Annotated in this window: 21 protein-coding genes; 15 read left to right on the top strand and 6 right to left on the bottom strand. The window is 55.4% G+C overall.

Annotated features, from left to right (window positions below; genetic code table 11):
- Window positions 1-2: 2 nt before the first annotated feature.
- From E0E37_RS18345 to E0E37_RS18335, 3 genes are read right to left on the bottom strand one after another with little or no spacing between them, the layout of a single operon-like run.
- The gene (locus E0E37_RS18345) at window positions 3-614 is read right to left on the bottom strand and encodes a manganese catalase family protein (protein WP_130864410.1); all 612 of its coding nucleotides are present in this window, start codon (window positions 612-614) and stop codon (window positions 3-5) included.
- A gap of 3 nt (window positions 615-617) precedes the next feature.
- Window positions 618-875: a spore coat protein CotJB gene (locus tag E0E37_RS18340; RefSeq protein ID WP_246019779.1), complete on the bottom strand. Its 258-nt coding sequence runs from the start codon at window positions 873-875 to the stop codon at window positions 618-620.
- Window position 876: 1 nt separating this feature from the next.
- Window positions 877-1,104: a spore coat associated protein CotJA gene (locus tag E0E37_RS18335; RefSeq protein WP_130864538.1), complete on the bottom strand. Its 228-nt coding sequence runs from the start codon at window positions 1,102-1,104 to the stop codon at window positions 877-879.
- Between the two features lie 570 nt (window positions 1,105-1,674).
- Here E0E37_RS18335 and E0E37_RS18330 point away from each other — a divergent pair.
- From E0E37_RS18330 to hydF, 9 genes are all read left to right on the top strand, one after another.
- Window positions 1,675-2,496 carry an endonuclease/exonuclease/phosphatase family protein gene (locus E0E37_RS18330; RefSeq protein WP_165445448.1) on the top strand — a complete coding sequence of 274 codons (822 nt, stop codon included), beginning with the start codon at window positions 1,675-1,677 and terminating at the stop codon, window positions 2,494-2,496.
- A gap of 323 nt (window positions 2,497-2,819) precedes the next feature.
- Window positions 2,820-3,842 carry a rod shape-determining protein gene (gene mreB, locus E0E37_RS18325; protein WP_130864408.1) on the top strand — a complete coding sequence of 341 codons (1,023 nt, stop codon included), beginning with the start codon at window positions 2,820-2,822 and terminating at the stop codon, window positions 3,840-3,842.
- A 354-nt stretch (window positions 3,843-4,196) separates the two neighbouring features.
- Window positions 4,197-5,336: a THUMP domain-containing class I SAM-dependent RNA methyltransferase gene (locus tag E0E37_RS18320; RefSeq protein ID WP_130864407.1), complete on the top strand. Its 1,140-nt coding sequence runs from the start codon at window positions 4,197-4,199 to the stop codon at window positions 5,334-5,336.
- 1,167 nt (window positions 5,337-6,503) lie between these two features.
- Window positions 6,504-6,905 (top strand): HTH domain-containing protein, encoded by a 402-nt coding sequence (locus E0E37_RS18315; protein WP_130861771.1) that lies wholly within the window; start codon window positions 6,504-6,506, stop codon window positions 6,903-6,905.
- Window positions 6,906-6,916: 11 nt separating this feature from the next.
- The gene (locus E0E37_RS18310; protein ID WP_246019637.1) at window positions 6,917-8,029 is read left to right on the top strand and encodes an IS3 family transposase; all 1,113 of its coding nucleotides are present in this window, start codon (window positions 6,917-6,919) and stop codon (window positions 8,027-8,029) included.
- Window positions 8,030-8,393: 364 nt separating this feature from the next.
- Entirely contained in the window at window positions 8,394-8,684 is a 291-nt protein-coding gene (locus E0E37_RS18305) for a TM1266 family iron-only hydrogenase system putative regulator (protein WP_130864406.1), read from the top strand.
- Complete coding sequence (hydE, locus tag E0E37_RS18300; RefSeq protein ID WP_330548603.1) at window positions 8,677-10,092, top strand: [FeFe] hydrogenase H-cluster radical SAM maturase HydE; 1,416 nt, start codon at window positions 8,677-8,679, stop codon at window positions 10,090-10,092. Before E0E37_RS18305 ends, hydE begins: the two co-directional genes overlap by 8 nt.
- 222 nt (window positions 10,093-10,314) lie before the next feature.
- Entirely contained in the window at window positions 10,315-11,727 is a 1,413-nt protein-coding gene (gene hydG, locus E0E37_RS18295) for a [FeFe] hydrogenase H-cluster radical SAM maturase HydG (RefSeq protein ID WP_130864405.1), read from the top strand.
- 132 nt (window positions 11,728-11,859) lie between these two features.
- Complete coding sequence (gene hydF, locus E0E37_RS18290; RefSeq protein WP_130864404.1) at window positions 11,860-13,227, top strand: [FeFe] hydrogenase H-cluster maturation GTPase HydF; 1,368 nt, start codon at window positions 11,860-11,862, stop codon at window positions 13,225-13,227.
- A 125-nt stretch (window positions 13,228-13,352) separates the two neighbouring features.
- Here hydF and E0E37_RS18285 read toward each other — a convergent pair whose 3' ends face one another.
- Entirely contained in the window at window positions 13,353-14,213 is an 861-nt protein-coding gene (locus E0E37_RS18285; protein WP_130864403.1) for an AraC family transcriptional regulator, read from the bottom strand.
- 509 nt (window positions 14,214-14,722) lie between these two features.
- Between E0E37_RS18285 and E0E37_RS18280 the strand changes: the two genes are divergently transcribed.
- The gene (locus E0E37_RS18280) at window positions 14,723-15,196 is read left to right on the top strand and encodes a DUF3783 domain-containing protein (protein WP_130864402.1); all 474 of its coding nucleotides are present in this window, start codon (window positions 14,723-14,725) and stop codon (window positions 15,194-15,196) included.
- A gap of 45 nt (window positions 15,197-15,241) precedes the next feature.
- Here the strand turns inward: E0E37_RS18280 and E0E37_RS18275 are convergent, their stop codons facing one another.
- On the bottom strand, window positions 15,242-17,152 hold the full coding sequence (locus tag E0E37_RS18275; protein WP_130864401.1) for an ABC transporter ATP-binding protein: 1,911 nt from the start codon (window positions 17,150-17,152) through the stop codon (window positions 15,242-15,244).
- A 1-nt stretch (window position 17,153) separates the two neighbouring features.
- Complete coding sequence (locus E0E37_RS18270; RefSeq protein ID WP_130864400.1) at window positions 17,154-18,914, bottom strand: ABC transporter ATP-binding protein; 1,761 nt, start codon at window positions 18,912-18,914, stop codon at window positions 17,154-17,156.
- 199 nt (window positions 18,915-19,113) lie between these two features.
- Here E0E37_RS18270 and E0E37_RS18265 point away from each other — a divergent pair, with 199 nt between their 5' ends.
- The 5 genes from E0E37_RS18265 (at window position 19,114) to E0E37_RS18245 (ending at window position 23,698) form a co-directional block, all read left to right on the top strand.
- Window positions 19,114-20,010 carry a LysR family transcriptional regulator gene (locus tag E0E37_RS18265; protein WP_130864399.1) on the top strand — a complete coding sequence of 299 codons (897 nt, stop codon included), beginning with the start codon at window positions 19,114-19,116 and terminating at the stop codon, window positions 20,008-20,010.
- An 81-nt stretch (window positions 20,011-20,091) separates the two neighbouring features.
- Complete coding sequence (locus E0E37_RS18260) at window positions 20,092-20,946, top strand: SIR2 family NAD-dependent protein deacylase (protein ID WP_207302987.1); 855 nt, start codon at window positions 20,092-20,094, stop codon at window positions 20,944-20,946.
- Window positions 20,943-21,761 carry a protein-ADP-ribose hydrolase gene (locus E0E37_RS18255; RefSeq protein WP_130864398.1) on the top strand — a complete coding sequence of 273 codons (819 nt, stop codon included), beginning with the start codon at window positions 20,943-20,945 and terminating at the stop codon, window positions 21,759-21,761. Before E0E37_RS18260 ends, E0E37_RS18255 begins: the two co-directional genes overlap by 4 nt.
- Window positions 21,762-21,906: 145 nt before the next feature.
- Complete coding sequence (locus E0E37_RS18250) at window positions 21,907-22,476, top strand: RNA polymerase sigma factor (RefSeq protein ID WP_130864397.1); 570 nt, start codon at window positions 21,907-21,909, stop codon at window positions 22,474-22,476.
- Entirely contained in the window at window positions 22,466-23,698 is a 1,233-nt protein-coding gene (locus E0E37_RS18245) for a DUF4179 domain-containing protein (RefSeq protein WP_130864396.1), read from the top strand. Before E0E37_RS18250 ends, E0E37_RS18245 begins: the two co-directional genes overlap by 11 nt.
- Window positions 23,699-23,906: the final 208 nt, after the last annotated feature.

Below are 23,906 nucleotides of genomic sequence, written 5' to 3'. Positions count from 1 at the left end.
TCTTATCTCGGATTTTTCCGCATGTCGAATTCCGGATTAATGGCGTAGAAGTTTTTCTCGTCCAGTTTATCCTGCACGGTGCGAAGCGCTTCGCCGAACCGCTGGAAGTGCACCACCTCGCGCTCTCTCAGGAAGCGGATGGGATCGATGACCTCCGGGTTGTCGACCAGACGCAGAATATTGTCGTAGGTGGTCCTTGCTTTCTGCTCTGCGGCCATGTCTTCCGTCAGGTCCGTGATGGCGTCGCCCTTGGAGGCGAAGCACAGCGCGTCGAAGGGGAAACCAGCGGCGGCCTGAGGATAGACGCCGACCGTGTGGTCTACGAAGTAGGGGGCAAAGCCCTGCTCCTGGATCTGTTCCAGTGTCAGATCTCTCGTCAGCTGGTGCACGATGGTGCTGACCATTTCCAGGTGGGCCAGTTCCTCTGTGCCGATATCGTTGAGAATACCGGCGGCTTCTTTAAAGGGCATGGAATATCTCTGCGAGAGATACCGCATAGAGGCTCCCAGCTCGCCGTCGGGTCCGCCGTACTGCGTGATGATGATCTTTGCAGCATTTGCGTCGGGTTTTTTAATGTTGATGGGGTACTGCAGTCGTTTTTCGTAAGTCCACATATCCTATAAAACTCCTTCCCATGGCCATGGAGTGTCGATCCAGGTCCATCTGTCTGTGCCTTCTACCTGATCCGGTGTGATGGGACCGAACTGCTTTACATAGTTGTTCATGGTCTGTTCTCTCAGGTGACGGTATTTCTGATAGTATTCCATCGCCAGTCTGTCATTGGGATGGGTGTCGAGGAAGAGCTTGATATCGTCGATCGCGAAGCTCTGTACCTGCAGTCTTCTCATGAGATTCTGCTGTTCTGTCATTGCCATACTATTTCACCCCTCTTCCACAAAACGGTAAATCGAGATCGGGGAAAATCGTGCCGCGTTCCAAAGCGCGCAGACCGTCGTAAGTTTCTCCGAACTTCTGCATGGGAACGTAGGCCATGGCCAGCGGGAGCTGGTCTAAAGGCGTTTCGCCGCGTGTCATGGCTGCGGCGGAAACGTCGGGAACTTCTACTGCCGGGACACAGGCATATCCTGGCATTCCATTGTTCATTTCCAAAATATAAGCTCCTTTCGGTTAATTGTAATTGGAGTTTGAAGCGCCGGGCGTTTTTCGGCCGGCTTTCTGTTTATATTATGAATTCGGCGGGATAAAGGTTCAGGAAAGGAAAGAAAAAAGACAAGGCAGGGGCCGCCGCAGCCGGTCAGGCGGAGAATGCGTCTGTTTTTTGATCGAAATATTAATCAGCGGCATGTGGAAGCAGGACGCCGGATCGTGGTATAATAGCCGCAGAGCGGCTATTATAGATTCTGTGCGCGGCGGACGCCATGCGCGGATTATACCATGATGGCCTGCGGCCAGTCATGGTGTAATAGCCGCAGAGCGGCTATTACAGATTCTGTGCGCGGCGGACGCCATGCGCGGATTATCCCATGATGGCCTGCGGCCAGTCATGGTATAATAGCCGCATAGCGGCTATTACAGATCCTGTGCGCGATCCCATAATGGCCGTTGGCAAGTGAAATCACATTTTCACAGAGAACAGGCATTCTCGTATCATAATAAGACGTTTACCGGTGAGAATAAGAACGGATGGAGCGGCCGGGAGAAAAGAGGAAAGGCATGGAGCTGACCGTAGCGACCTTTAATTTAAAGCATGATCATATCGCATGGCTGTCCACACATTGGAGCAAGCGGACAGAGGCTGTAAAACAGTTTTTTGAGGAAACGGCCCCTGATGTGGTGGGCACTCAGGAACTGACCCGCCGTACTATCGGCGATATGGAAGCACTGCTGCCGGAATACGACTGGATCGGCCAGGGAAGAAACGGCGGCGAGCAGGGGGAATACTGCGCTGTCTTTTTTAAAAGGAACCGTTTTGAATGGCTGGATAAGGGAACCTTCTGGCTTGCGAGAAACGAACAGAAGAAGGGAACGCGGGACTGGATGGCGGTGCTGCCGCGCATCTGCACGTGGGTGCTGCTGAGGGAGAAGGAGACCGGGGAGAAGCTGTTGGTATACAATACACATCTGGACCATATCAGTCCCATCGCCCGCAGGAAGGGTCTGGATCTGATCGCAAGGCATATCCAGAGGCAGGGCGGGAGAGTCCCCTGTATCCTCACAGGGGACTTCAACGCCACGCCGGGCAGCGGCGCCATCCGCGTTCTGGAGGAAATGGACATCAAGTACGGTCTTTTTTCCGGAAACAGCTACAATCTGTTTCTCAATACCCAGGGGCAGCGGACGTATCACGGTTTTCACGGAAAAACCGTAGGAAAGCCGGTGGACTACATTTTTACGTCCAAAGAGGTGGAGATCGTCGAGGCGAGGATCGTGCAGGACAAATACGACGGGCGATATCCCTCCGACCATTTTCCCATCGTCATGAAAATATCTGTGAGTCCGCTTGAACAGGAAAAGACCGGCGGAACACCGGAGTAAAAAACAAAATACCAGTTGATTGGAAATTAAAATTGAAACTTGGCGGAAAAATGGATATAATAGATTGATGAGCCGCTTTTTCACGCGGAAAGGCTCGAAAAAGAATAATACCGTGAACAAAAAGTGACGGATTAGATAAAAATTAGAAAGTATCGCAGCTGAGCGCGGGGAACGCTTTCGTCCGTCCAGGGTATTGAGCCCTGGCGGATTTTGCGTTGATTCGCCGATTTGGGGCAGGAAACACAGCAGAGAATGAGCGCGGCGTGAGATCGCGTCTATCGGAAGATACAGGAAAATCGGAAGAAAAAAGAGGAGTGAGAATTTTGGGTTTTACAGATGAAGTTGGAATCGACCTGGGAACAGCAAATGTATTGGTTTATATAAAAGGAAAAGGCGTGGTACTGAACGAGCCTTCTGTGGTAGCCATCAACAGAGATACGAACGACATCCTTGAAGTAGGGGAGGAAGCCCGCCAGATGCTGGGCAGAACTCCGGCGAACATCGTAGCGGTGCGCCCCCTGCGGGACGGCGTGATCTCCGATTATGACGTGACGGAACGGATGCTGAAATATTTCATCCGCAAGAGTTGCGGAAACAGCCGGTTCTTTAAGCCGAGGATCATGGTGTGCGTGCCCAGCGGAGTCACAGAGGTGGAGAAGCGGGCGGTCCGGGAGGCTGCCATGGCAGCCGGCGGCAAAGCGGTGTTTCTCATGGAAGAGCCTGTGGCCGCGGCTATCGGCGCAGGGCTTGATATCTCCAAGCCGGACGGCGTGATGGTCATCGACATAGGCGGCGGAACCACGGATGTGGCGGTCATCGCTCTGGGCGGCATCGTCACCAGCTCCTCCGTGAAGGTGGCGGGCGACCGCTTTGACGAGTCCATCATCAAGTATATGAGAAAAGAACACAAGCTGTATATTGGAGAGCGGACGGCGGAAGAGCTGAAGATGAATATCGGGACGGCCTATCCCAGAGAAGAGATCGTGACTCAGGAGTGCAGAGGAAGAGACCTGGTCACTGGTCTGCCCAAATCTGTGGAGATCACGTCGAAGGAGATGCTGGAAGCGCTGGACGAGCCGCTGCAGACCATCTGCGAGACGGCGCACAGCGTGTTGGAGCGCACTCCGCCGGAACTGGCTGCGGATATCTGCAATCGGGGCATCTATGTGACCGGAGGCGGCGCGCTGCTGTACGGCATCGATAAGCGCATCGAGGAGCGGACGGGCATCCGGGTGATCATCGCCGACGACCCCAAATCATGCGTGGCCATCGGAACCGGCGAAGCCTTGAATTCGCTGGAGGCCATTCAGAATAATCAGCTCAACAAGAAGAAACCCATCCTGTAGAGCTATCAATGACGCTCCACCGCAGTAGGTCAATTGCTGCGACGTTCGATCAGGATGACGCAGCAGACGTGGACTGGTAGGCGACAACGCGCCAAAATGCGGATCGTGAAGTGTATCGAAGGGCGGACAGGCATCCACGGGATAACGCAGCAAGATGTGGATCCGGGACGCGGATATAGCAAAACAACTGGATAAGGGAATGGCGAAAGGGCTCTCAACGGAGATTGGGAGCCCTGTTTTAGATGATGGGACCTGTGTAGAGGGTCGAGACGGCAGCGGGCTTGTTCACGGGTCCGGGACCTGTGGGATACGGCGCAGGCTTCTCTGGATTTAAGGAGTAAAGGCGGAAAGAATATGGCGAAGATAGAACTGATCGCTACGGCGACTTTTGGGCTGGAAGCAGTCGTTAAGCGGGAGATTGAAAAGCTGGGTTATCGGATCCTCAGATCCGAGGATGCGAAGATCACGTATCTGGGCGACGAGAGGGCGATCGTACGCTCAAACCTGTGGCTGCGCAGCGCAGACCGCGTGCTGATCAAGCTGGGAGAGTTTCAGGCGAAGAGTTTTGAAGAACTGTTTCAGCAGACGAAAGCTCTGGACTGGGAACAGTGGATCCCGGAGGACGGAAAAATCGTGGTCACGGGTACATCGGTGAAATCGACTCTGCACAGCGTTCCTGATTGTCAGGCGATCGTGAAAAAGGCTATTGTGGAGAAGATGAAGGAGACCTACGCCTGCGACTGGTTTCCGGAGACGGGAGCGCTGTATACAGTGAAGGTAACGCTGCTGAAAGATCGGGCGACGATCACGCTGGATACCACGGGACCGGGACTCCACAAGCGGGGCTACCGAATCTGCGATGTGGCGGCGCCCATCAAGGAGACGCTGGCTGCGGCCATGGTGCAGCTTTCTTTCTGGAAAGAGGGCCGGATTCTGGCGGATCCGTTCTGCGGTTCGGGAACGATCGCCATCGAGGCGGCCATGCTGGCGGCGGACATCGCGCCGGGCCTCTCACGGAAATTCGTGTCTGAAGAGTGGAGCGTCATTCCAAAGGAAATATGGAAAGAGGAACGGACGGCGGCATACAGCGCCGTAAAATACGACGCAGATATTCGAATTCTGGCCTCCGATATCAGCAGTGAAGCCGTGGAAGCCGCCCGGGCCAACGCGGAGGAGGCGGGTGTCGACCAGTACATTGAATTCGCCGCCGCGCCGGTCTCAGCGTTCACTGCTCCGGAAGAATACGGCGTTATCGTGGCTAACCCGCCGTATGGGGAACGGATCGGCGAAAAGGACGCCATTCACAGGATCTATAAAGACCTGCGGCGTTTCATGACGGCGAATCCCACCTGGTCTCTTTATCTGATCACGTCAGACAAAGAATTTGAAGGATCGTTTTTGGACCGGCCCGCGGATCGCCGCCGTAAACTCTATAACGGCAGGATCGAGACCTGTTATTATCAGTATTACGGGACCCGGCCGCCGAAGGAGTGATTCGTCTTAACCCTTCTGCCTGCCGCACCGGCTTCTGCATCGGCCGTTGCCTGCTACGTTGCCTGCCGGCCGTACCGTTTGGCGACGGCATTTCCTCTGCGTTGTCCGCTGGCTGCACCGTTTGGCGGCGGCATCGTCTTCCGTGTTGCCTGTTGGCCGCACTGTATGACGGCCGTACCGTTTGACTGCCGCATTCCCTCTGCGTTGTCCGCTGGCCGCACTGTTTGACGGCTGCACTGTCTCTAACGTTGCGTTCCGGTTGTATCGTTTGCCGGCTACATTCTTTTCCGGGTTGTCTGCCGGCTGCTCAGGCAAGCAGATTATTGGATAAGGAGATGTATCATTTCTCTTGACAGTCTCTATACAGATAGGATAAAGTGGAAGTATAAAGATTACCGGTGGTTTGGCAGATTGGAAAAGATCAGGCGGATCAACGGAAGAAACACAAAATAAATAAAGGGAACTGACTGCAAAGGACGGAGAAATAGCTGTGCCTGAGCGGGAAGGCCGCGGTTACAGAAAAATAGATGGACGGGTGCAGACCCGGCCCATTGTTTTCGCGTATTTCAGCGCGCCTTCGGGCGCATTTTTTTATGCAGGGGTTTTGTCTGGAGCTGCGGTCTATATGCCTGTTCTCCGCTTAACTAATGAAGGTGGTGGCATTGCCTGTCTGGCAACAGTACCTGTTCGCTGCTTTGGCAGCAGCCTGCGCAGTAGATGAGAATGGGCCCCAGTGAATGACTTGCGGCTATTGGTACAGGATGCGGGAGGGCGCCGCATCGGATCACCACTTGGAGATTACGCGGTCAGAGCCCGGCTGACGAATTGTGTAATGGGCAACAGCTTGCGACAGGGTTGCCTTGCGAATGACCGGCAGGTTGGGAGAGGGTTGACCTTGCAAATGACCGACAGCTTGCGAGGACCGCTTACAATTAGTTGATAGCGTAGGTGAGAATGGAGAAAAAAGTTAGTTTTCACCGAAATCGAGCCGAAATATAGGCGAAAAAGATGCTCTTTTAAAAAAATTATACTGTACCCATAAGTGTGGACACGACCAGATTTTAGATACCCCAATTATGGACACACAGCCCGCTAGGGTTTTGGTGCATCCTGCAAAATAGACATTCGCTTTTGTGTATGGTACGCTAGGGACATCAGGAGGTCGTCATGAGCAAAATACCGTTCACAGAAGAGCAGATAAAACTGCTGCAAGAGAACCCATATACCTACAACGTTACACCCAACACCCTCTATCTCACGAAAGAATTCAAGGAACTCTTTTATCAAGAATATAGAAAGGGGAAGCTGCCCCGGCAGATCCTTGAGGAGCATGGATTTCCGATGAGCATTCTGGGCGAGAGCCGGATCAGCGGTATTTCTTCCATGATCCGCAAGGAAGCAAAGCGGCCGGAGGGGTTCCGGGAAGGTCCCACGAGCAGGAGAGAACTGCCCCTAATTGGGGATACGCCCGAAGCGGCGATCCGTGATCTTCTGCATGAGGTACAGTACCTCCGTCAGGAGGTTGAGTTTTTAAAAAAAATTACCTCGATCAAGAATACAAGGAAGTAGGTGCATTGCTAATGAATGAATCTTCCTTTGTATTTGAAGTGATCGATCAAACGATCGCGGCCGGAGAGCCCCCGCTTTGTGTGTCAGAACTGTGCCGGATCGCAGGGGTATCCAGAAGCGGCTATTACGCTTGGGTAAAAGCGGCTCCGATCCGGGAACGGCGAGAGGCAGCGGATCGCAGAGCGTTCGATCAGATTCTTGGCGCTTACAAGATGCATGGCTACACCAAGGGGGCCCGCGGTATCCATATGGCGCTGCTGCATCAGGATCCACCCGTCATCATGAATCAGAAGAAGATCCGCCGCTTGATGAACAAGTACAACCTGTCGTGTCCGATCAGGAAGGCGAATCCCTATCGGCGGATGGCCAGGGCGCTGAAGACGGACAACGTTGCGGAGAACTTACTCCGGCGTGAATTTGAATGCTATGGACCGAGGACGGTACTGCTGACGGATATCACGTACCTGCCTTACAACGGGACATTTGCTTACCTGTCGACCATTCTGGATGCCTTTACGAAAGAGATCCTGTCGTACGTAGTGAGCGAATCGCTGGAAATGGACTTCGTTTTGGAGACAGTAAAACAGCTTGTTGATCGGCATGGCATCGCGCTCACCGCCGAGACGATCGTTCATAGTGATCAAGGGTGCCATTATACCAGCCACTGCTTTATCAACCTCCTGACGGATAAGCAGCTGCGGCGTTCGATGTCGCGGAAGGGCAATTGCTGGGATAATGCGCCACAGGAAAGCTTCTTTGGCCATATGAAGGATCACATCAAGGAAAAACTGGGTGAGTGCAAGGAATGGAAGGACGTAAAGGCGGTGGTGGACGAATACATGGATTATTACAACAACCGGCGATACCAGTGGGATCTGGCAAAGCTTTCACCAACCGAGTTCTATGAATTTTGTACGACGGGAATGTATCCATTAAACATTCCCAACAAACCGGCTGTGCCAGCTGCGCACAAACCGGTTTGCGAATTGGGAGCGGAAGCGGAGCCAGGAAACAGCAGGCCTGGCTGTGCAGTCGAACAGCCTTGCAGAAAAGGAACAGGCGTCTGTTCCAGCTTCCCTGCGAAGGACAATGCCCAGGATAACGATCAAAGAAAGAGCACCTGAACATGCTGTCCATGATTCAGGGCACACAAAAAGCAACTGTCTAACATGCAGGTTTATCCAAACCTTGATTCCAAAAAATAGGGAAATCAAAAATTGATATTGTCCTTGACATGGGGTACCATTCAAATTGCTCATAATAAGTAATTTTATGGTAAAAACGGGCTTGAAATAGCAGTGTTTTAGGTGAAAACGCTGATTTTTTAAGGTTTTCACCTAAGCTCAACCGGGCGACAACCCGCCGGAGCCGAAGCGCCGAAATGAACTGGGCGATAGCTCGCCGGAGCCGAAGCGCCGAACCGAACCGGGCGGCGGCCCGTGTATGTTTAGACTAAGCCGGTACGGCAGAAGCAGAGAGGAGTGGCATATGGAAACAAGAGTGGCGCTGATCGGGATCGTAGTGGAGGACGCAGCGTACGTGGAACGTCTGAATGAGATTCTGCATCAGTACAGCAGGTACATTATCGGAAGAATGGGACTTCCTTATCATAAGAGGGGGATCAATATCATCAGCATCGCCATGGACGCTCCCGCCGACGCGATCAGCGCACTGTCCGGAAAGTTGGGCATGCTTCCGGGCGTTACCTCCAAGGCAGTGTATTCAAAGCTTCCGGAAGGGTCCGGCGGAGAAACGGTCCGCGGCGGAAAAGATGAATAGCAGGGGCGGTCTGGAGGAAATGAAAGCGCTGATCCTCAAGCTGGAGGATCAGCGGATGCTGGACCGGGAAGAATTTGTACGGCTAATCGGCTGGCGCGCCGCCCGCCTAGGCAGGGCGGCGGGATCCCCCGAAGGACAAGAGGGATCCCCCGTTGGATCGCAGCTGCCGGCTCCGGCGGTGGCCGGGAAATCCACCGGAGAGGCCGCCCGGAATGCCGCCGGCAAGGTCACCGGAGAGGCCGCCCGGAACGTCGCCGGCAAGTCCACCGGAGAGGCCGCCCAGAATGTCGCCGGGAATATCACCGGAGAGACCGCCCGGAATGACACCGGAGAGGCCGCCCGGAATGACGCCGGCAAGGTCACCGGAGGGGCCGCCCGGAATGACACCGGCAAGTCCACTGGACAGGTCGCCCAGAATGCTGCCGGAGGGACCGACGGGGAGGGGGAAGCGCTGGACGCCTTTCTCTTTGACCGGGCCGACCGGGTGCGGAAGGCGATCTACGGAAATAAAGTGTACATCAGAGGTCTGATCGAATTTACCAATTATTGCAGAAACAATTGCTATTACTGCGGGATCCGCAGAGGAAACGGCAGGGCCAGCCGGTATCGCCTGACGGAGGAAGAGATCCTGGCGTGCTGCCGATCCGGCTATGAACTGGGCTTTCGGACATTTGTACTGCAGGGGGGAGAGGATCCATACCATACGGATGACAGGGTGGTAAAGCTGGTTGCGGCCATCCGGGCAGAATTTCCGGACTGTGCCATCACCCTTTCCATCGGTGAAAAGAGCAGGGAAAGTTATCAGCGTTTTTATGACGCGGGGGCGGATCGGTATCTGCTGCGTCACGAGACGGCGGACGACGCTCATTACCGGCGCCTGCATCCGCCGGAGCTGTCTCTGGAAAACCGCAGGCGCTGTCTGTGGGATCTGAAGGAGATCGGTTATCAGGTGGGATGCGGATTCATGGTAGGCTCTCCCTGGCAGACCGTGGGTTGTCTGGCCCGGGACCTGATATTTATCGGGGAGCTGGAACCTCACATGGTGGGGATCGGACCGTTTATCCCGCACCGGGACACGCCCTTTGCGCAGTGTGAAGGAGGGACTGCGGAGATGACGCTGTTTCTGCTGGGAGTGTGCCGGCTCATGCTGCCGGAGGTACTGCTGCCCGCCACGACGGCTCTGGGCACGGCTCTGGCAGACGGTCGGGAACAGGGGATCAAAGCTGGCGCCAACGTGGTCATGCCCAATCTTTCCCCGGGGAATGTACGGAAAAAATATCTGCTTTACGACAATAAGATCTGCACGGGAGACGAAGCGGCGGAAAGCCTGCAGAGTCTGCGGGAGCACATGGCCGGCATCGGTTATGAGGTCGCAGTCGACCGCGGAGATCATAAAAAATATATTTGACGAAGCGGCCGAAGGAGACTCTGACAGATGCGGGCCTCCGCCGGCGCAGCAGTCGATCCATTATTTCTGAAGGGGAAGGCGCGGCAAGCGGCCTGACCCGGGAGGCCGGCGTTTACGGCAGAGTCCGCCGCGGATCCATCAGGAGCGATCACATGCTCTGATGTGGACAGAGGCGGAGATGCGCGCGAACGCGGGCGTCTGTGTAAGAAAGGAAGAAAAGAGATGTACGATCCCAAATCAATGAAGGCGGAAGAATTTATCTGCCACGACGAGATCCTTGAGACTCTGGCTTACGCGGAGGCGAACAAAAACAACGAAGAACTCATCGACAGGATCCTGGATAAGGCGCGTCTGCGCAAGGGGCTTACCCACAGGGAAGCGCTGGTGCTGCTGGACTGTGAGATCGAGGAGAAGAATCAGGAGATCTACGCGTTGGCAGAGCAGATCAAGAAAGATTTTTACGGCAACCGCATCGTCATGTTCGCGCCGCTGTATCTTTCCAACTACTGTATCAACGGATGTCTATACTGTCCTTATCATCTGAAAAACAAGCACATCGCCCGGAAGAAGCTGACCCAGGAAGAGGTCAGAAAGGAAGTCATCGCGCTGCAGGACATGGGACACAAGCGTCTAGCCATCGAGACGGGAGAAGATCCGGAAATGTGCCCCATCGAATACGTTTTGGAATGTATCGATACTATTTACAGCATTAAGCACAAGAACGGCGCGATCCGCCGGGTCAACGTGAATATTGCGGCCACTACCGTTGAAAATTACCGGAAACTGAAGGAAGCGGGCATTGGGACGTACATATTATTCCAGGAAACGTATCATAAGAAGAGCTACGAGACGCTGCATCCCACGGGACCGAAACACAATTACGATTACCATACGGAAGCCATGGACCGGGCCATGGAGGGAGGGATCGACGACGTGGGACTGGGCGTACTGTTCGGTCTGGAGCTTTACCGCTACGAGCTCGCAGGGCTGCTCATGCACGCGGAGCATCTGGAGGCGGTGCACGGTGTGGGACCTCATACTATCAGTGTTCCCCGTATCAAGCCTGCTGACGATATCGATCCCGACAATTTTGACAACGGGATCTCCGATGATATTTTTGCAAAGCTCACTGCCTGTATCCGTGTGGCGGTGCCCTATACCGGCATGATCATTTCCACCCGGGAAAACAAAGAATGCAGGGAAAGACTGCTCCATTTGGGCGTTTCCCAGGTCAGCGGCGCGTCGCGGACCAGCGTGGGCGGCTACGCCGAGGCAGAAGAAGAAAATTCCGCTCAGTTTGACGTCAGCGATAACCGTACGCTGGATGAAGTGGTCAGATGGCTGATGGACCAGGGGTATATTCCCAGTTTCTGTACCGCCTGTTACAGGGAAGGCAGAACGGGGGACCGCTTCATGAGTCTGTGCAAGAGCGGGCAGATCCAGAACTGCTGCGATCCCAACGCGCTTATGACGCTGAAGGAATATCTGGAGGACTACGCATCTCCGGAGACGAAGCGTATCGGAGAGGAATTGATCCGCAGGCAGGCGGAGAAGATCCCTAACGAAAAGGTCAGAGGGATCGTCTATAAGAATCTGGAGGCCATCGAGCAGGGCAGACGGGATTTCCGGTTCTAAAAGCGGCAGATGTTAAAGCTGCAGATCTTAGAAAGTTGATCTGTTGTGTTGTGAGAAGGGACAGGAAAGCGGCAAACAGCCGCTGACTGTACCGTAAGTTATAAGAGAAGGTGCGGGAAAGGGGCGGAAAGGATGAGTTTGAACAGTACGCCGTCGGGAGACCGGATCCACATCGGGTTTTTCGGCAGGAGAAACGCGGGAAAGTCCAGTGTGATGAATGCGGTGACGGGCCAGAATCTGGCCATTGTCTCAGAGGTGAGAGGCACGACCACAGATCCGGTCTATAAGGCTATGGAGCTTCTGCCCCTTGGCCCCGTCATGCTTATCGACACGCCGGGGCTGGACGACCAGGGGAAACTGGGGCTGCTGAGGGTGAAAAAAGCGCGTCAGGTGCTCAATAAGACAGACTTTGCCGTAGTGGTGGCGGATGCTGGAGCAGGCTTGGGACCGGAGGAGGAAGAACTGATCCGTGTCCTGCAGAAGAAGAAGATCCGCTACGTGATCGTGTATAACAAGGTGGATCTGTTACAGGGGGCGGGCGGGGCCGGGGAGCCGGCCGGCGCAGCCTGTCTGAGTGAAAGACTGTCCGGAACAGCCGTCTCTGCGGCCCCGGCAACTTCGGCCGGTCCGGCTGCTTCGGTCACCTCATCCTCCCCGGTTACTCCGAACGCCCCGACAATTTCGGCCGCTCCGAACGCCCCGGCCGCCCCTGACGAAGGCCTCTGCGGCGGTCATTCTATCTTCGTCAGCGCGAAAACCGGAGCGAATATCGACGGACTCAAAGAGCTGATCGCCTGCCAGGCGGCGAAAGAGGAGCCTGAACGGCCTATTGTTCGGGATCTTCTGACTCCGGGAGATCTGGTGGTGCTGGTGATCCCGGTGGACAAATCGGCTCCGAAAGGAAGGCTGATCCTGCCGCAGCAGCAGACCATCCGGGATATTCTGGATGGGGACGCGGTGTCCGTTGTGGTCAAGGAAAACGCGCTCGCTCAGACGCTGGAAGAGCTTGGGAAAAAGCCGCGTCTGGTCATCACGGACAGTCAGGCCTTCGCTCAGGTATCGCGGGTGGTTGCGGAGGAAATTCCGCTCACATCGTTTTCCATTCTTTTCGCCAGGCATAAAGGAGATCTGGATATCACGGTCTCCGGCGCGTGCGCTCTGGAAAGGCTGAAAGACGGCGACCGCATTCTCATCGCGGAAGGCTGTACCCATCACCGCCAGTGCGAGGACATCGGGACCGTAAAGCTGCCGCGCTGGATCAGAGATTACACGGGAAAGAACCTGGAATTCGACTTTACTTCCGGGACGGAATTTCCTGAGGAGCTGGAGGAATACGGTATGATCGTTCACTGCGGCGGCTGCATGCTGAATCGCCGGGAAATGCAGTACCGGCTGGCATGCGCGGAGGATCAGGGAATTCCGGTGACTAATTACGGCATGCTCATCGCCTACATGAACGGAATATTGGAACGGAGCATGGCGCCCCTGCGGCAGAACTGACAAAAAAGAGACGCCGGCAGCGGAACCGACGGCGCAGACAGTGCACTGCGTCAATATAAAAGCATGACGTTCCCGCGGAAGGCGGAGAGCGTCATGCTTTTTGTTTGCGTCTATGGCGGGAAAAACTATTTTTTCACGATGGGCAGCCAGACCTGGCTGTGGTAGTCCGCCGCGTTCTGATCGCCGGGTGGATAGACTTCGATGTCCGGCGCGGCGGCGTATTCGTAGCCGGAGGAGGGAAGCCACTCAGACAAAATGCGCTGCTGGAGACTCTGCATGGCATTTGGCAGGGGGCCGGTACATTCAAAGATCGCCCAGGTGCAGTCGGGGATCACATATTCGTCCATCCCTTCAGGCGCAGCCTGTTCGGAAGACACGGCCACATAGTAACCGGAGAAAACTCCGCCATCGCAGGTGGAAACGCCCAGGATGCCCTGGGGCTCGCGGTCGTCTGCCAGCTGGCAGAGACGCGGGATCCAGTTCTCGCGATGTATCTTTTCCCAGAAAACAGGAATTTTCTCAAAACAGTCTTCCATGGTCATCGGTTCCTTTGTGCACACTCCGACGATGCGAATAGGGCCTTTCTTTTCAATTCTGTAATTCATTGATTCTCCTCCTTTTATGGACAGCGAGAAGGTAATGCGCGGGAATGCGGTCAGTTTGACGCCCTCCGCTTTTGCGGCTGTGGGCGGAACGCCGTGAATACTCTGAAACGCCCGGTTGAACGCGGTCGGCGATTCATACCCGTAGCGGGCTGCCAGATCAATGATCCTGGCTCCGCTGTCGATGAGTTCGAAGGCCGCTGCGGTCATACGTCTGCGTCTGATGTATTCAGCGAGAGTAACGCCTGTGATGTAAGGAAAAATTCTCTGCAGGTGAAAAGAGGAGCAGGCGGCCAGTTCCGCAGCCTTTTCCATGTCGATCTCGCCTGCCAGATTGTTTTCAATGTAATCTATGGCGTCGTTCAGTCTGTCGATCCATTCCACTATTATTACCTCCTCAGTGAATTGCAGCTGTTTTGGCTTGTGTCTCCTGCGTGAGAGAACATGCAGAGACTGCCGCCGGTGCTGCAGGTCTCCGGCCGGATCTGTGATCCCACCGGAAACTTTAATCAAAGTATAGTACGAAAGAAAGCCGCTGTCCTCTCTGTTGGGATGCAGAATCGGAGAGCCTATTCTAATTTAATATCAGGGAGCGGGATTGTCAAAGGCTTATTTCTTGTTGGCCTGCGGCCAGTCATGGTATAATAGCCGCAGAGCGGCTATTATACCAGATTCTGTGCGCGGCGGACGCCATGCGCGGATTATCCCATGATGGCCTGCGGCCAGTCATGGTATAATAGCCCCAGAGACGAATAAGATCTGTTTTTTTGTTCAATGCTCCTGTATGGCGGTGGTTTATGCGGCCGCGGCTGAAATGGGCCGGTGCACGGATGGGCCCCATTGAATGAAAGATGGAAGTTGAACCAGTAAGAATGGAAAAAGGAGAGAAAACGATGGCGGCTGGAGAGACAGTTTTATATTACAATCCTGACGGGACGGCAAAGCCTGCAAAACTTACGGGCGTGCTGTTCCGCATGAAAGTTCGGATCAGAAGGGTAAAGCCGGAGGAGATACTGGAGACAGTGGGCTATCTGGCGGGGATGAAGGGGTTTGAGTCCAGAGAAGGGGCAGACGGCGCGGGCGCGTCCTGCGGAGGATCGGAAACACTGGACAGGGACGCTGCGTCAGATGGGGAGAAGGCGCCGGAAAAGATCGCCCTGCCTTTCATCGACGAGGAAATGATGGTGATGAGCAATTTTTCAAACAGCAGGCTCAATGAACTGCTGGCGCAGATGAGAAAGGTGGGCGCGCCCCGGATCGCGCTGAAGGCCATGGTGACGCCCACCAACTGCCGCTGGAGCTTCTACGATCTATACAGAGAGATCCGCCAGGAGCACGAAGCGCTGAATCAGCCGCAGGAGCAGTGAGGAAGAGAATGGGGCGGACTCGGCGCATTGGGGAAGACGGCGCTGTCAGGACGCCTCTTCCTCAAAGTTTCCTGTGTACAGCCGGTAGTAACGGCCTTTCTTTTCCAGGAGCTCGTCGTGGGTGCCCCGCTCAATGATGCGTCCCTGTTCCATGACCATGATGCAGTCGGCGTTTCTCACAGTGGAGAGACGGTGAGCGATGACAAAGGTGGTACGGCCTTTCATGAGAGCGTCCATGCCGGCCTGAACCAGAATTTCTGTTCTGGTGTCGATGGAGGAAGTGGCCTCGTCGAGAATCAGTACAGGGGGGTCTGCCACAGCTGCTCGGGCGATGGCGAGAAGCTGACGTTGGCCCTGGCTCAGACTGCCGCCGTCGCCGGATAGTACTGTCTGGTAGCCCTCGGGGAGACGGCGGATAAACCCGTCGGCGTTGGCCAGCCTTGCAGCCGCAATACAATCTTCATCTGCAGCGTCCGGTCTTCCATAACGGATGTTGTCGAGAACGGTTCCCGTGAACAGGTGGGTGTCCTGAAGCACGACACCGAGAGTCCGCCGCAGGGCGGATTTTTTTATGCGGTCGATATTGATGCCGTCGCAGCGGATCGTTCCCTCTTGTATGTCGTAAAAACGATTGATGAGGTTTGTGATGGTGGTCTTTCCGGCGCCGGTGGAGCCGACGAAGGCGATCTTTTGGCCCGGCCTTGCGAAAAGGCTGATATCGTGAAGGACGATCTTATCTTCATCATAACCGAAGTTCACACCGTCAAAGATCACGCCGCCTTCCAGGCGGACGAAGGAGAAGCCGCGGTCTTTCTGCGGCACCTTCCAGGCCCACAGTCCGGTGCGGCTCTCAGTCTCTTCAAGGCTGCCGTCCGGCAGTTCCTGGGCGTGGACGCATTCCACTCTGCCTTCGTCTGCTTCCGGATTCTCATCCATGAGAGCAAAGACCCGGCCGGCGCCTGCGGCCGCCATGACGATGGCGTTCATTTGCTGGCTGATCTGAGTGATGGGCTGGCTGAAGTTTTTGTTGAGTCCCACAAAGGCGATGATGGTCCCCACGGTGACGCCGGCCGTGCCGCTGAGTGCCAGCAGGGCGCCTGCCGCGGCGCAGAGTACATAACTCAGGTTACCGATATTGGCGTTGATGGGCATCATGATGTTTGCATAGCGGTTGGCTTTGTCGGCGCTTTCACGGAGCTGACTGTTGAGAGCGCGGAAATCGTTTCGCGCCTGTTCCTCGTGGCAGAAGACCTTGACTACTTTCTGACCCTCCAGCATTTCTTCGATAAAGCCGTCCACAGCGCCCAGATCCTGCTGCTGGCGGGAAAAATAGACGCGCGACAGCCCGGAGAGTTTTGCGGTGGTCAGGACCATGGCTGCAGCCATGACCAGCGTGATCACGGTCAAAGGGATGTTGAGGAACAGCATAGAGATCAGAGTAGCCGCCAGTGTAACGGCAGAGTTGATGACCTGGGGAAGGCTCTGGCTCAGAAACTGCCGCAGTGTGTCCACGTCGTTGGTGTAGACAGACATGATGTCGCCGTGGGCGTGGGTGTCAAAGTAGCGGATGGGCAGCGATTCCATCTTGCTGAACAGATCGACCCGCAGATGCTTCATGGTTCCCTGGCTGACGTTGACCATGATCCGGTTGTAAGCGTATGAGGCGGCGATGCCTGCGGCGTATACGGCAGCCACCCGGATGAGGACGGAAGCCAGCGGCGAAAAGTCGGGAGCGGCGGCCTGTATCAGAGGCAGGATATAGTCGTCCACCAGAGACTGGATAAATACCATTCCGTAAAGGGTGGCGGCGGCTCCCAGCAGAATACAGAAGACGACCAGGGAAAAATGGAATTTATAATATTTCAGCATATAGCCCCCCAGGCGGAGCAGAGCGCTGGAGATCCGGCGGCTTTGCGTCTTTTCCGTTTGGCTTGCAGCAGTCAAGTTTGCAGTCATATTAAGCACCTTCTTTCATCGAGGGAGACGGCCGGTTGAAATCGCCGGTTCCCTTTTTTTGTGATTCATATATTTCACGGTAGACAGCGTTGGTCCTCAAGAGATTTTCATGAGTATCGAAGCCGTTTACCCGGCCGTCGTCCAGTACCAGGATACGGTCTGCGCCCTGTACGCTGGAAATGCGCTGCGCGATGATGATCTTGGTGGTCCGGGTCGTGTGTTCTGACAGCGACCGGCGGATCTTCGCGTCAGTGGCTGTGTCCACAGCGCTGGTGGAGTCGTCGAGTATCAGAATTTTGGGTTGTTTCAGAAGCGCCCGGGCAATGCAGAGCCGCTGCTTCTGCCCACCGGATATATTGGAGCCTCCCCGCTCGATCCGGGTACTGTACTTCTGAGGAAAGCACTGGATGAATTCATCTGCACAGGCGGCCTGGCAGGCCTGACGGCATTCTTCTTCCGTGGCCTGTTCGCTTCCCCATCGAAGATTTTCCAGGATAGTCCCGGAAAAGAGTGTATTCTTCTGAAGGACCACAGCGACCTGACTCCGCAGCGCGTCTGTGTCATAGCGCCGTACGTCCTGTCCGCCCACGCAGACAGAACCGCTGTCCACGTCGTACAGACGGCTGACGAGACTGGCCAGACTGCTCTTTCCGCTGCCGGTGCCGCCGATGACGCCGATGGTCTCCCCAGAACGGATATGAAGATCTACATCGGACAGCGTCTCCCTGCCGCTGCCGTGCCGGTAGCAAAAGGTCACGTGATTGAAGTCGATACGCCCGTCGGCCACTTCATGGATGGCGTTAACGGGGCTGCACAGGTCCGGAGTTTCCGCAAGAACCTCTCTGATCCGACGGATGCTGGCCGCGCTCATGGTGATCATGACAAAGACCATGGAAAGCATCATCAGCGACATCATGACGGACAGGACATAGCTGAACAGAGAGGTAAGTTCTCCTGTGGTCATGGAACCGGAAACTATGGATCTGGCGCCAAGCCAGGCGATGGCGATCATACAGCTGTAGACCACCAGCATCATGGAAGGGCTGTTGAAGGCCAGCAGGCCTTCCGCCTTCACAAACAGACGGTACAGGCCGTCGGCGGACTTGGAGAATTTACTGTTTTCCAGATCCTCTCTCACAAAGGACTTGACCACGCGCATGGCCGCCACGTTTTCCTGGACTTCTGCATTCAGATCGTCGTATTTGCGAAAGGCCTGGTCGAAGACTTTCAGCGTCATTCTGATGATCAATGCAAGGACGCAGGCCAGAAACAGGATAGCGACAGCAAAGACCGCGCTGAGTCCAGGGCTGATCAAAAAGCACATGGCCATACTGCAGACCAGCATGAGAGGGGAGCGAACAGCGATCCGGAGGACCATCTGGAAAGCGTTCTGAACATTGGTCACATCGGTGGTCATGCGGGTCACCAGCCCGGCAGTGCTGAATTTGTCAATGTTTGAAAAGGAAAAGGTCTGGATGTTTCCGTAGATGTCCTCCCGAAGATTGCAGGCCAGACCGGAAGATGCGCTGGCTGCATATTTTCCGGCCAGCGAACCGAACAACAGACTCAGGGCCGCCATGGCGGTCATGAGGACGCCGTATAGACAGACCTTTTGCAGATCTCCTTTTCCCAGTCCTTCATCAATGATCGCAGCGGTGATGAAGGGCAGAAGAACTTCCATAATGACTTCCAGCGCGGTGAACGCGGGCGCCAGCAGGGAATCCTTTTTATATTGCCGCAAGCTGCCTAAAATCATCTTCATTTGCTTGTGCCTCCTTACTTTAAGTTAAGTCAAGTGTTGAAATAAAAAAACGCTGTATTTCAGTTATACAGTGTTTTTCCTTGAATGTGAAATACAAATGTGCTATAGTTGATAAATAAAATTTATTGTTTATGATCAATTTATATTTTAGGTTAAAGTTTGAACGATTCTGTGGGCACAGTGAAAAAGGGGAGCAGATATGAATACGGTACAACTTGAATGCTTTCTGGCGGTGGCGGAGTGCCTGAACTTTTCCAAGGCGGCGGAGGTGGTGAAGATCAGTCAGCCGGCAGTGAGCCACCAGATCAATTCGCTGGAACAGGAGCTGGGAACCAGACTTTTTGTCAGGACCAGCAAGAGCGTAAAGCTTACCAGAGCCGGCATGCAGTTCATGGGCGATGCTGTGGATATTATGAAGATCGCAAATACGGCAAAAGTCAGGCTCAGGGATCAGGGGAGGGAGCAGATCGTCACCCTTGACATCGGCTGTCACAACCAGTTTGAACTGAATCTGCTGCCGGGAGCGCTGAAGCGCCTGATGGCAGAGCAGCCGGAACTGCACCCGTCCGTTAAGGTAGTTCCTGTTCACTCCATGGACAATCTGCTTGAGAGGGAAAGCATACAGCTGATGTTCGGATATAAAAAGGAGCGGGGGGAAAAAGTCACCGGCATCTATCAGGAATTGCTGCGCTGTCCAGTGCGATGCGTCTGCAGCGCCGACCATCCGCTGGCAAAGCGGGATTCGCTGACGGAAGATGAGCTGGACGGAGGCATTGTGCTCAGCGATCCCCATGCGGGTCCGAAGGCTGTCTTTGGGATCCAGAACCGGACGGCGCTCAGAAAGCCTTCGGCCCAGCTGTTTTTCGGCGGCGGCTACGAGAGCACTGTAGCGCTGGTGCGGGCGGGCGCAGGATTTACGCTGCTGCCGGATATACCGGCGGCCCGGGAGCCGGGACTGCGGTATATTGCGGTGAGCGGTATGGAGAGCCTGTCTTTCGGCGTGTATTACAAGACGCTGAAGGGCAATCCCGCGCTGCGGCGCCTGATCGGGCTGCTGAGAGAAGAACTGAGCGGGGCGTCGGTTACCGACAGGTAACTATCCCACTTTATTGTGCGTACTTCACAGAGACTGCCGCAGGCGTTAAGATATAGTCAAAAGTGAAGGCGGGGTGACAGTTTGAAAGGAATTCAGATCGAAACGCTGGCCCGATGGATCGCGTCCGCCGACGCGGTGGCGGTGGGGGCCGGATCGGGTCTTTCTGCGGCGGACGGCATGACTTATTCCGGCCGGCGGTTTGAAGAGAATTTTTCGGATTTTATCGCTGAATATCATTTTCCGGATATGTATATAGGCGGATTCTATCCCTTTTCCACGCTGGAGGAATACTGGGCTTACTGGAGCCGTTATATCCGGATCAATCGCTATCAGGAAGCCCCGGGGCAGGTCTACGCCGATCTGCTGGCGCTGGTGGAAGGCAGGGATTATTTTGTTCTGACCACCAATGTGGATCACTGTTTCCAGCGGGCCGGATTTGCCGGAGCCCGGCTGTTTTATACCCAGGGGGATTATGGACTGTGGCAGTGTTCGAAGCCCTGCTGCAGCAAGACCTACGACAATGAAGATGCGGTGCGGAGGATGGACAGGGAGCAGAAGGATATGCGGATCCCGACAGAACTGATCCCACGCTGTCCTGTCTGCGGCAGACCGATGGCCATGAATCTGCGCTGCGACGGGACCTTTGTGCAGGACGAAGGCTGGTACAGGGCAAAAGCCCGCTATGAGGAGTTTCTGAAACGCAGCGGCGGCCGGCGCGTGCTTTTTCTGGAGCTGGGCGTGGGGAACAATACGCCGGGCATTATCAAATATCCCTTCTGGCAGATGACGTACGGAAATCCAGAAGCGCTGTACGCCTGCATCAATGCGGCGGACGTTTCCGTGCCGGCCGGGATAGAAGAGCGGTCCGTCTGCATTCGGGGGGACATCGGGCCGGTGCTGGCGGCCGTGAGGGAAGAATTGGGGAGATCGTTATGAAGGAGCGGCCGGGTCAACAGACGGTGCAGTCCGCGGTGCAGGAAGAGCGCAGGATCTATCTGATCCGCGCGCTGCAGGCGGAGATGCCTCAGTATGGAGAACTTGAAATTCCGTGGGAGGAGACAGATCAGAAACGGCTCCTGCGTTCTCTGATGAATCTGAGACCGCCGCTGCCTGCGGCCCGGGAATTTCTCAGGGTGCAGGACGCGTATTTGTCTGAGGAAGTCAGGGCGAAAGGCATCGTGGACGGGACCCGGCTGACGGCGGTGGGCGCAGACCGGCGCATGGTCCTGTGGCGGGGCGACATTACCCGGCTGAAGGTGGACGGGATCGTGAACGCGGCCAACAGTGCGCTGCTGGGATGCTTTCAGCCCTGCCACTCCTGTATCGACAATATCATTCATTCGCTGGCGGGCGTTCAGCTGCGTCTGGCCTGCGACGAAATAATGCGGGCGCAGGGCCATGAAGAGCCTGTGGGCAGAGCCAAGATCACGCCCGGTTTTAATCTGCCCTGCAGCTATGTTTTGCATACGGTGGGTCCGGTCGTCGCCGGACCGCTTCAGGAGAGGGACTGCAGGCTTCTGGCAAGCTGTTATGAGTCCTGCTTGAAGCTGGCTGTGAAAAACGGGCTCCGGTCTGTGGCGTTCTGCTGTATTTCCACCGGGGTATTTCACTTCCCTCAGGATCGGGCCGCTGAGATCGCGGTGGAGACGGTATCGCGGTTTCTGGACCGCAGCGATGCGATCCGGCAGGTCATATTCGATGTTTTTACCGATGTGGATCTGACGCTGTATCGGAATCTTCTGGACAACTGAAAAATGCAGCGATCCATCCACAGTGAGCGGCTCCGTCCTTTCCTCTTTTTGGAAAGGACGTTTTTTTCGTTTTTGCTGAAACCTTTTGTGATAAACTGCGTATTGATAGGTGACGTCGAACAAATATATTTTACAGGAGCTCACTATGACAGACCTTGAATTGATTCAGAATATAAAAAAGGGAGAGGAAGAGAGTCTGGGAGTGCTCATCGAACGGTATGGACCCTACGTCTCGGCGGTGATCGCCCGGGTGTCGGGAAATATCTTCACCACAGAGGATGTGGAGGAGATGGCCGCCGATGTGTTCACGGCTTTCTGGAACAGCGCCGGCGGCTTCGGCGGCGGCCGGGAGATCAAACCCTGGCTGGCAAGGGTGGCCCGCAACACGGCCTTTGGCAGAATGCGGCAGCGAAGCGTACGCGAGAGCAGCCAGGCGCTCTCTCTGGACGACGATATCATGATATTGGAAAAGGACACGACGGATGAACTGGCAGTCAAAAGAGAACAGCAGAGCATTCTCAACGAGGCTGTGAGAAATCTGAAAGAACCGGACCGCGAGATATTTACGCGCTTCTACTTTTTCAACGAGAAGGTGGACGCCATCGGGGAACGGCTGGGAGTGAATCCGGCGACAGTAAAAACGAAACTGCGCCGCAGCCGGGAGAGGCTGCGGGAAGCGTTTGAGGAAAGGGGCTACACTTATTATGAAGGTTAAGACAGATATCCGCCGTCTGTGCGACGGCCTTTCGGAAGAGTTCTACAGAGATCTGGAAGTGGGACCGTCTGCCGCGGCCGGAGAGAGTGTGGATCTGCCCGCGGCCGGAGAGACCCGGCCGGATGTGGAACGCCAGTCTGATATGGAACGCCAGCCCGACGTGGAGAGGATCAGGCGGCTGGCCCTGGCGAAGATCCATTCCCAGAACGCAGAAGGGGAGAAAGGGGATAAAAATAAAATGAAGAGAGCACCGTATAAAATTTTGATCGCAGTGGCTATCATCGTCGTTTTGACGACCACGGCGTTTGCGGCGGGAGGACTGGACTTCTTCCGCGTATTCTTTGGGAGCAGCGTGGAAAACGCGGGAAACGCCATTCAGGAGCTGGCCGTTTCGGCAAAGGATGAAAACTATGAAATGACGGCGGAACAGCTGATCAGCGACGGATATTCCACAAAGGTCATCGTGTCACTGCGGCCTCTGACGAAAGAGGCGGCCAAGTGGCTGGAGAAGGCCAATCAGGTCCGTATCGAGGCGGAGGTAACAGGCGGAGATGACAGCGAATGGCCCCAGGGGGTCGTGGCCACGGCCAGCGACCGTATGCCGGAATTCGATACGGAGGATAAATATTATGTGAGCGTGTCCTATGATGACAGCCGCGACCGCACGGGGATGCCGCTGCATCTGACGCTGGCGTCGCTGGAACAGAGAAAGTGGTCCAGCGATGAGACCGTCGTGCTGGCGCAGCCAGACCTTTCCCTGACCATCGACCAGCCGCAGAGCATGAACGGGCGCAGGGAGATCGCGCTGGGCATCGTGACCGGCGGGAAAGAGGATACAGAAGGGGGAGACGCGGCGGAAGGCGGAGCTGAGGACCCAAGCGCCAGCCGGATCCTGTCTCTTGAGATCAGTCCCATCAGCGCGGTGCTGAACATGCAGACGCCTGCGGGCAGTACGGATACGCCGACCATGGACGTTATACTGGTGATGGAGGACGGTCGTCAGGAGTCCATCTTTGAGACCGGATGGGTAGAAGAAGGCGCGACCGGCGGCGGAGGCGCAGTGATCGGCGGCAATCATGAAACCATGCCGCTGTCCTCCGGAAACTCCTATTCCAGAGATCTGGAGACCGGGAAAGTCCTTCAGACGTCCACCTTCTCGCGGATCATCAACACAGATGATGTGGCATATGTTCTGGTGAACGGCGAACGCTATGACTTTTAGAAGCGGAACGAAATGGTCCGGGTAAGGAGATAGTTTTCTCCGGAAGTGAAGGCCTCCGCAGCGCAGCACGCGCCGCGGAGGCTCTTTTTATGGGCAGGCGGGGACCGCCCCGGCAAACGCTGCCCCGGCAAACATTGACCGGGCAAACACCGTCCCCGACACATAAAACCCAGACGGGACGGAGCGGAAACCGGGACGCAGGTAAAAA

Source organism: Bacilliculturomica massiliensis, from assembly GCF_900605495.1.
GTDB lineage: Bacteria > Bacillota > Clostridia > Peptostreptococcales > Anaerovoracaceae > Bacilliculturomica > Bacilliculturomica massiliensis.
This window is presented reverse-complemented; position numbering and strand designations above follow the sequence as displayed.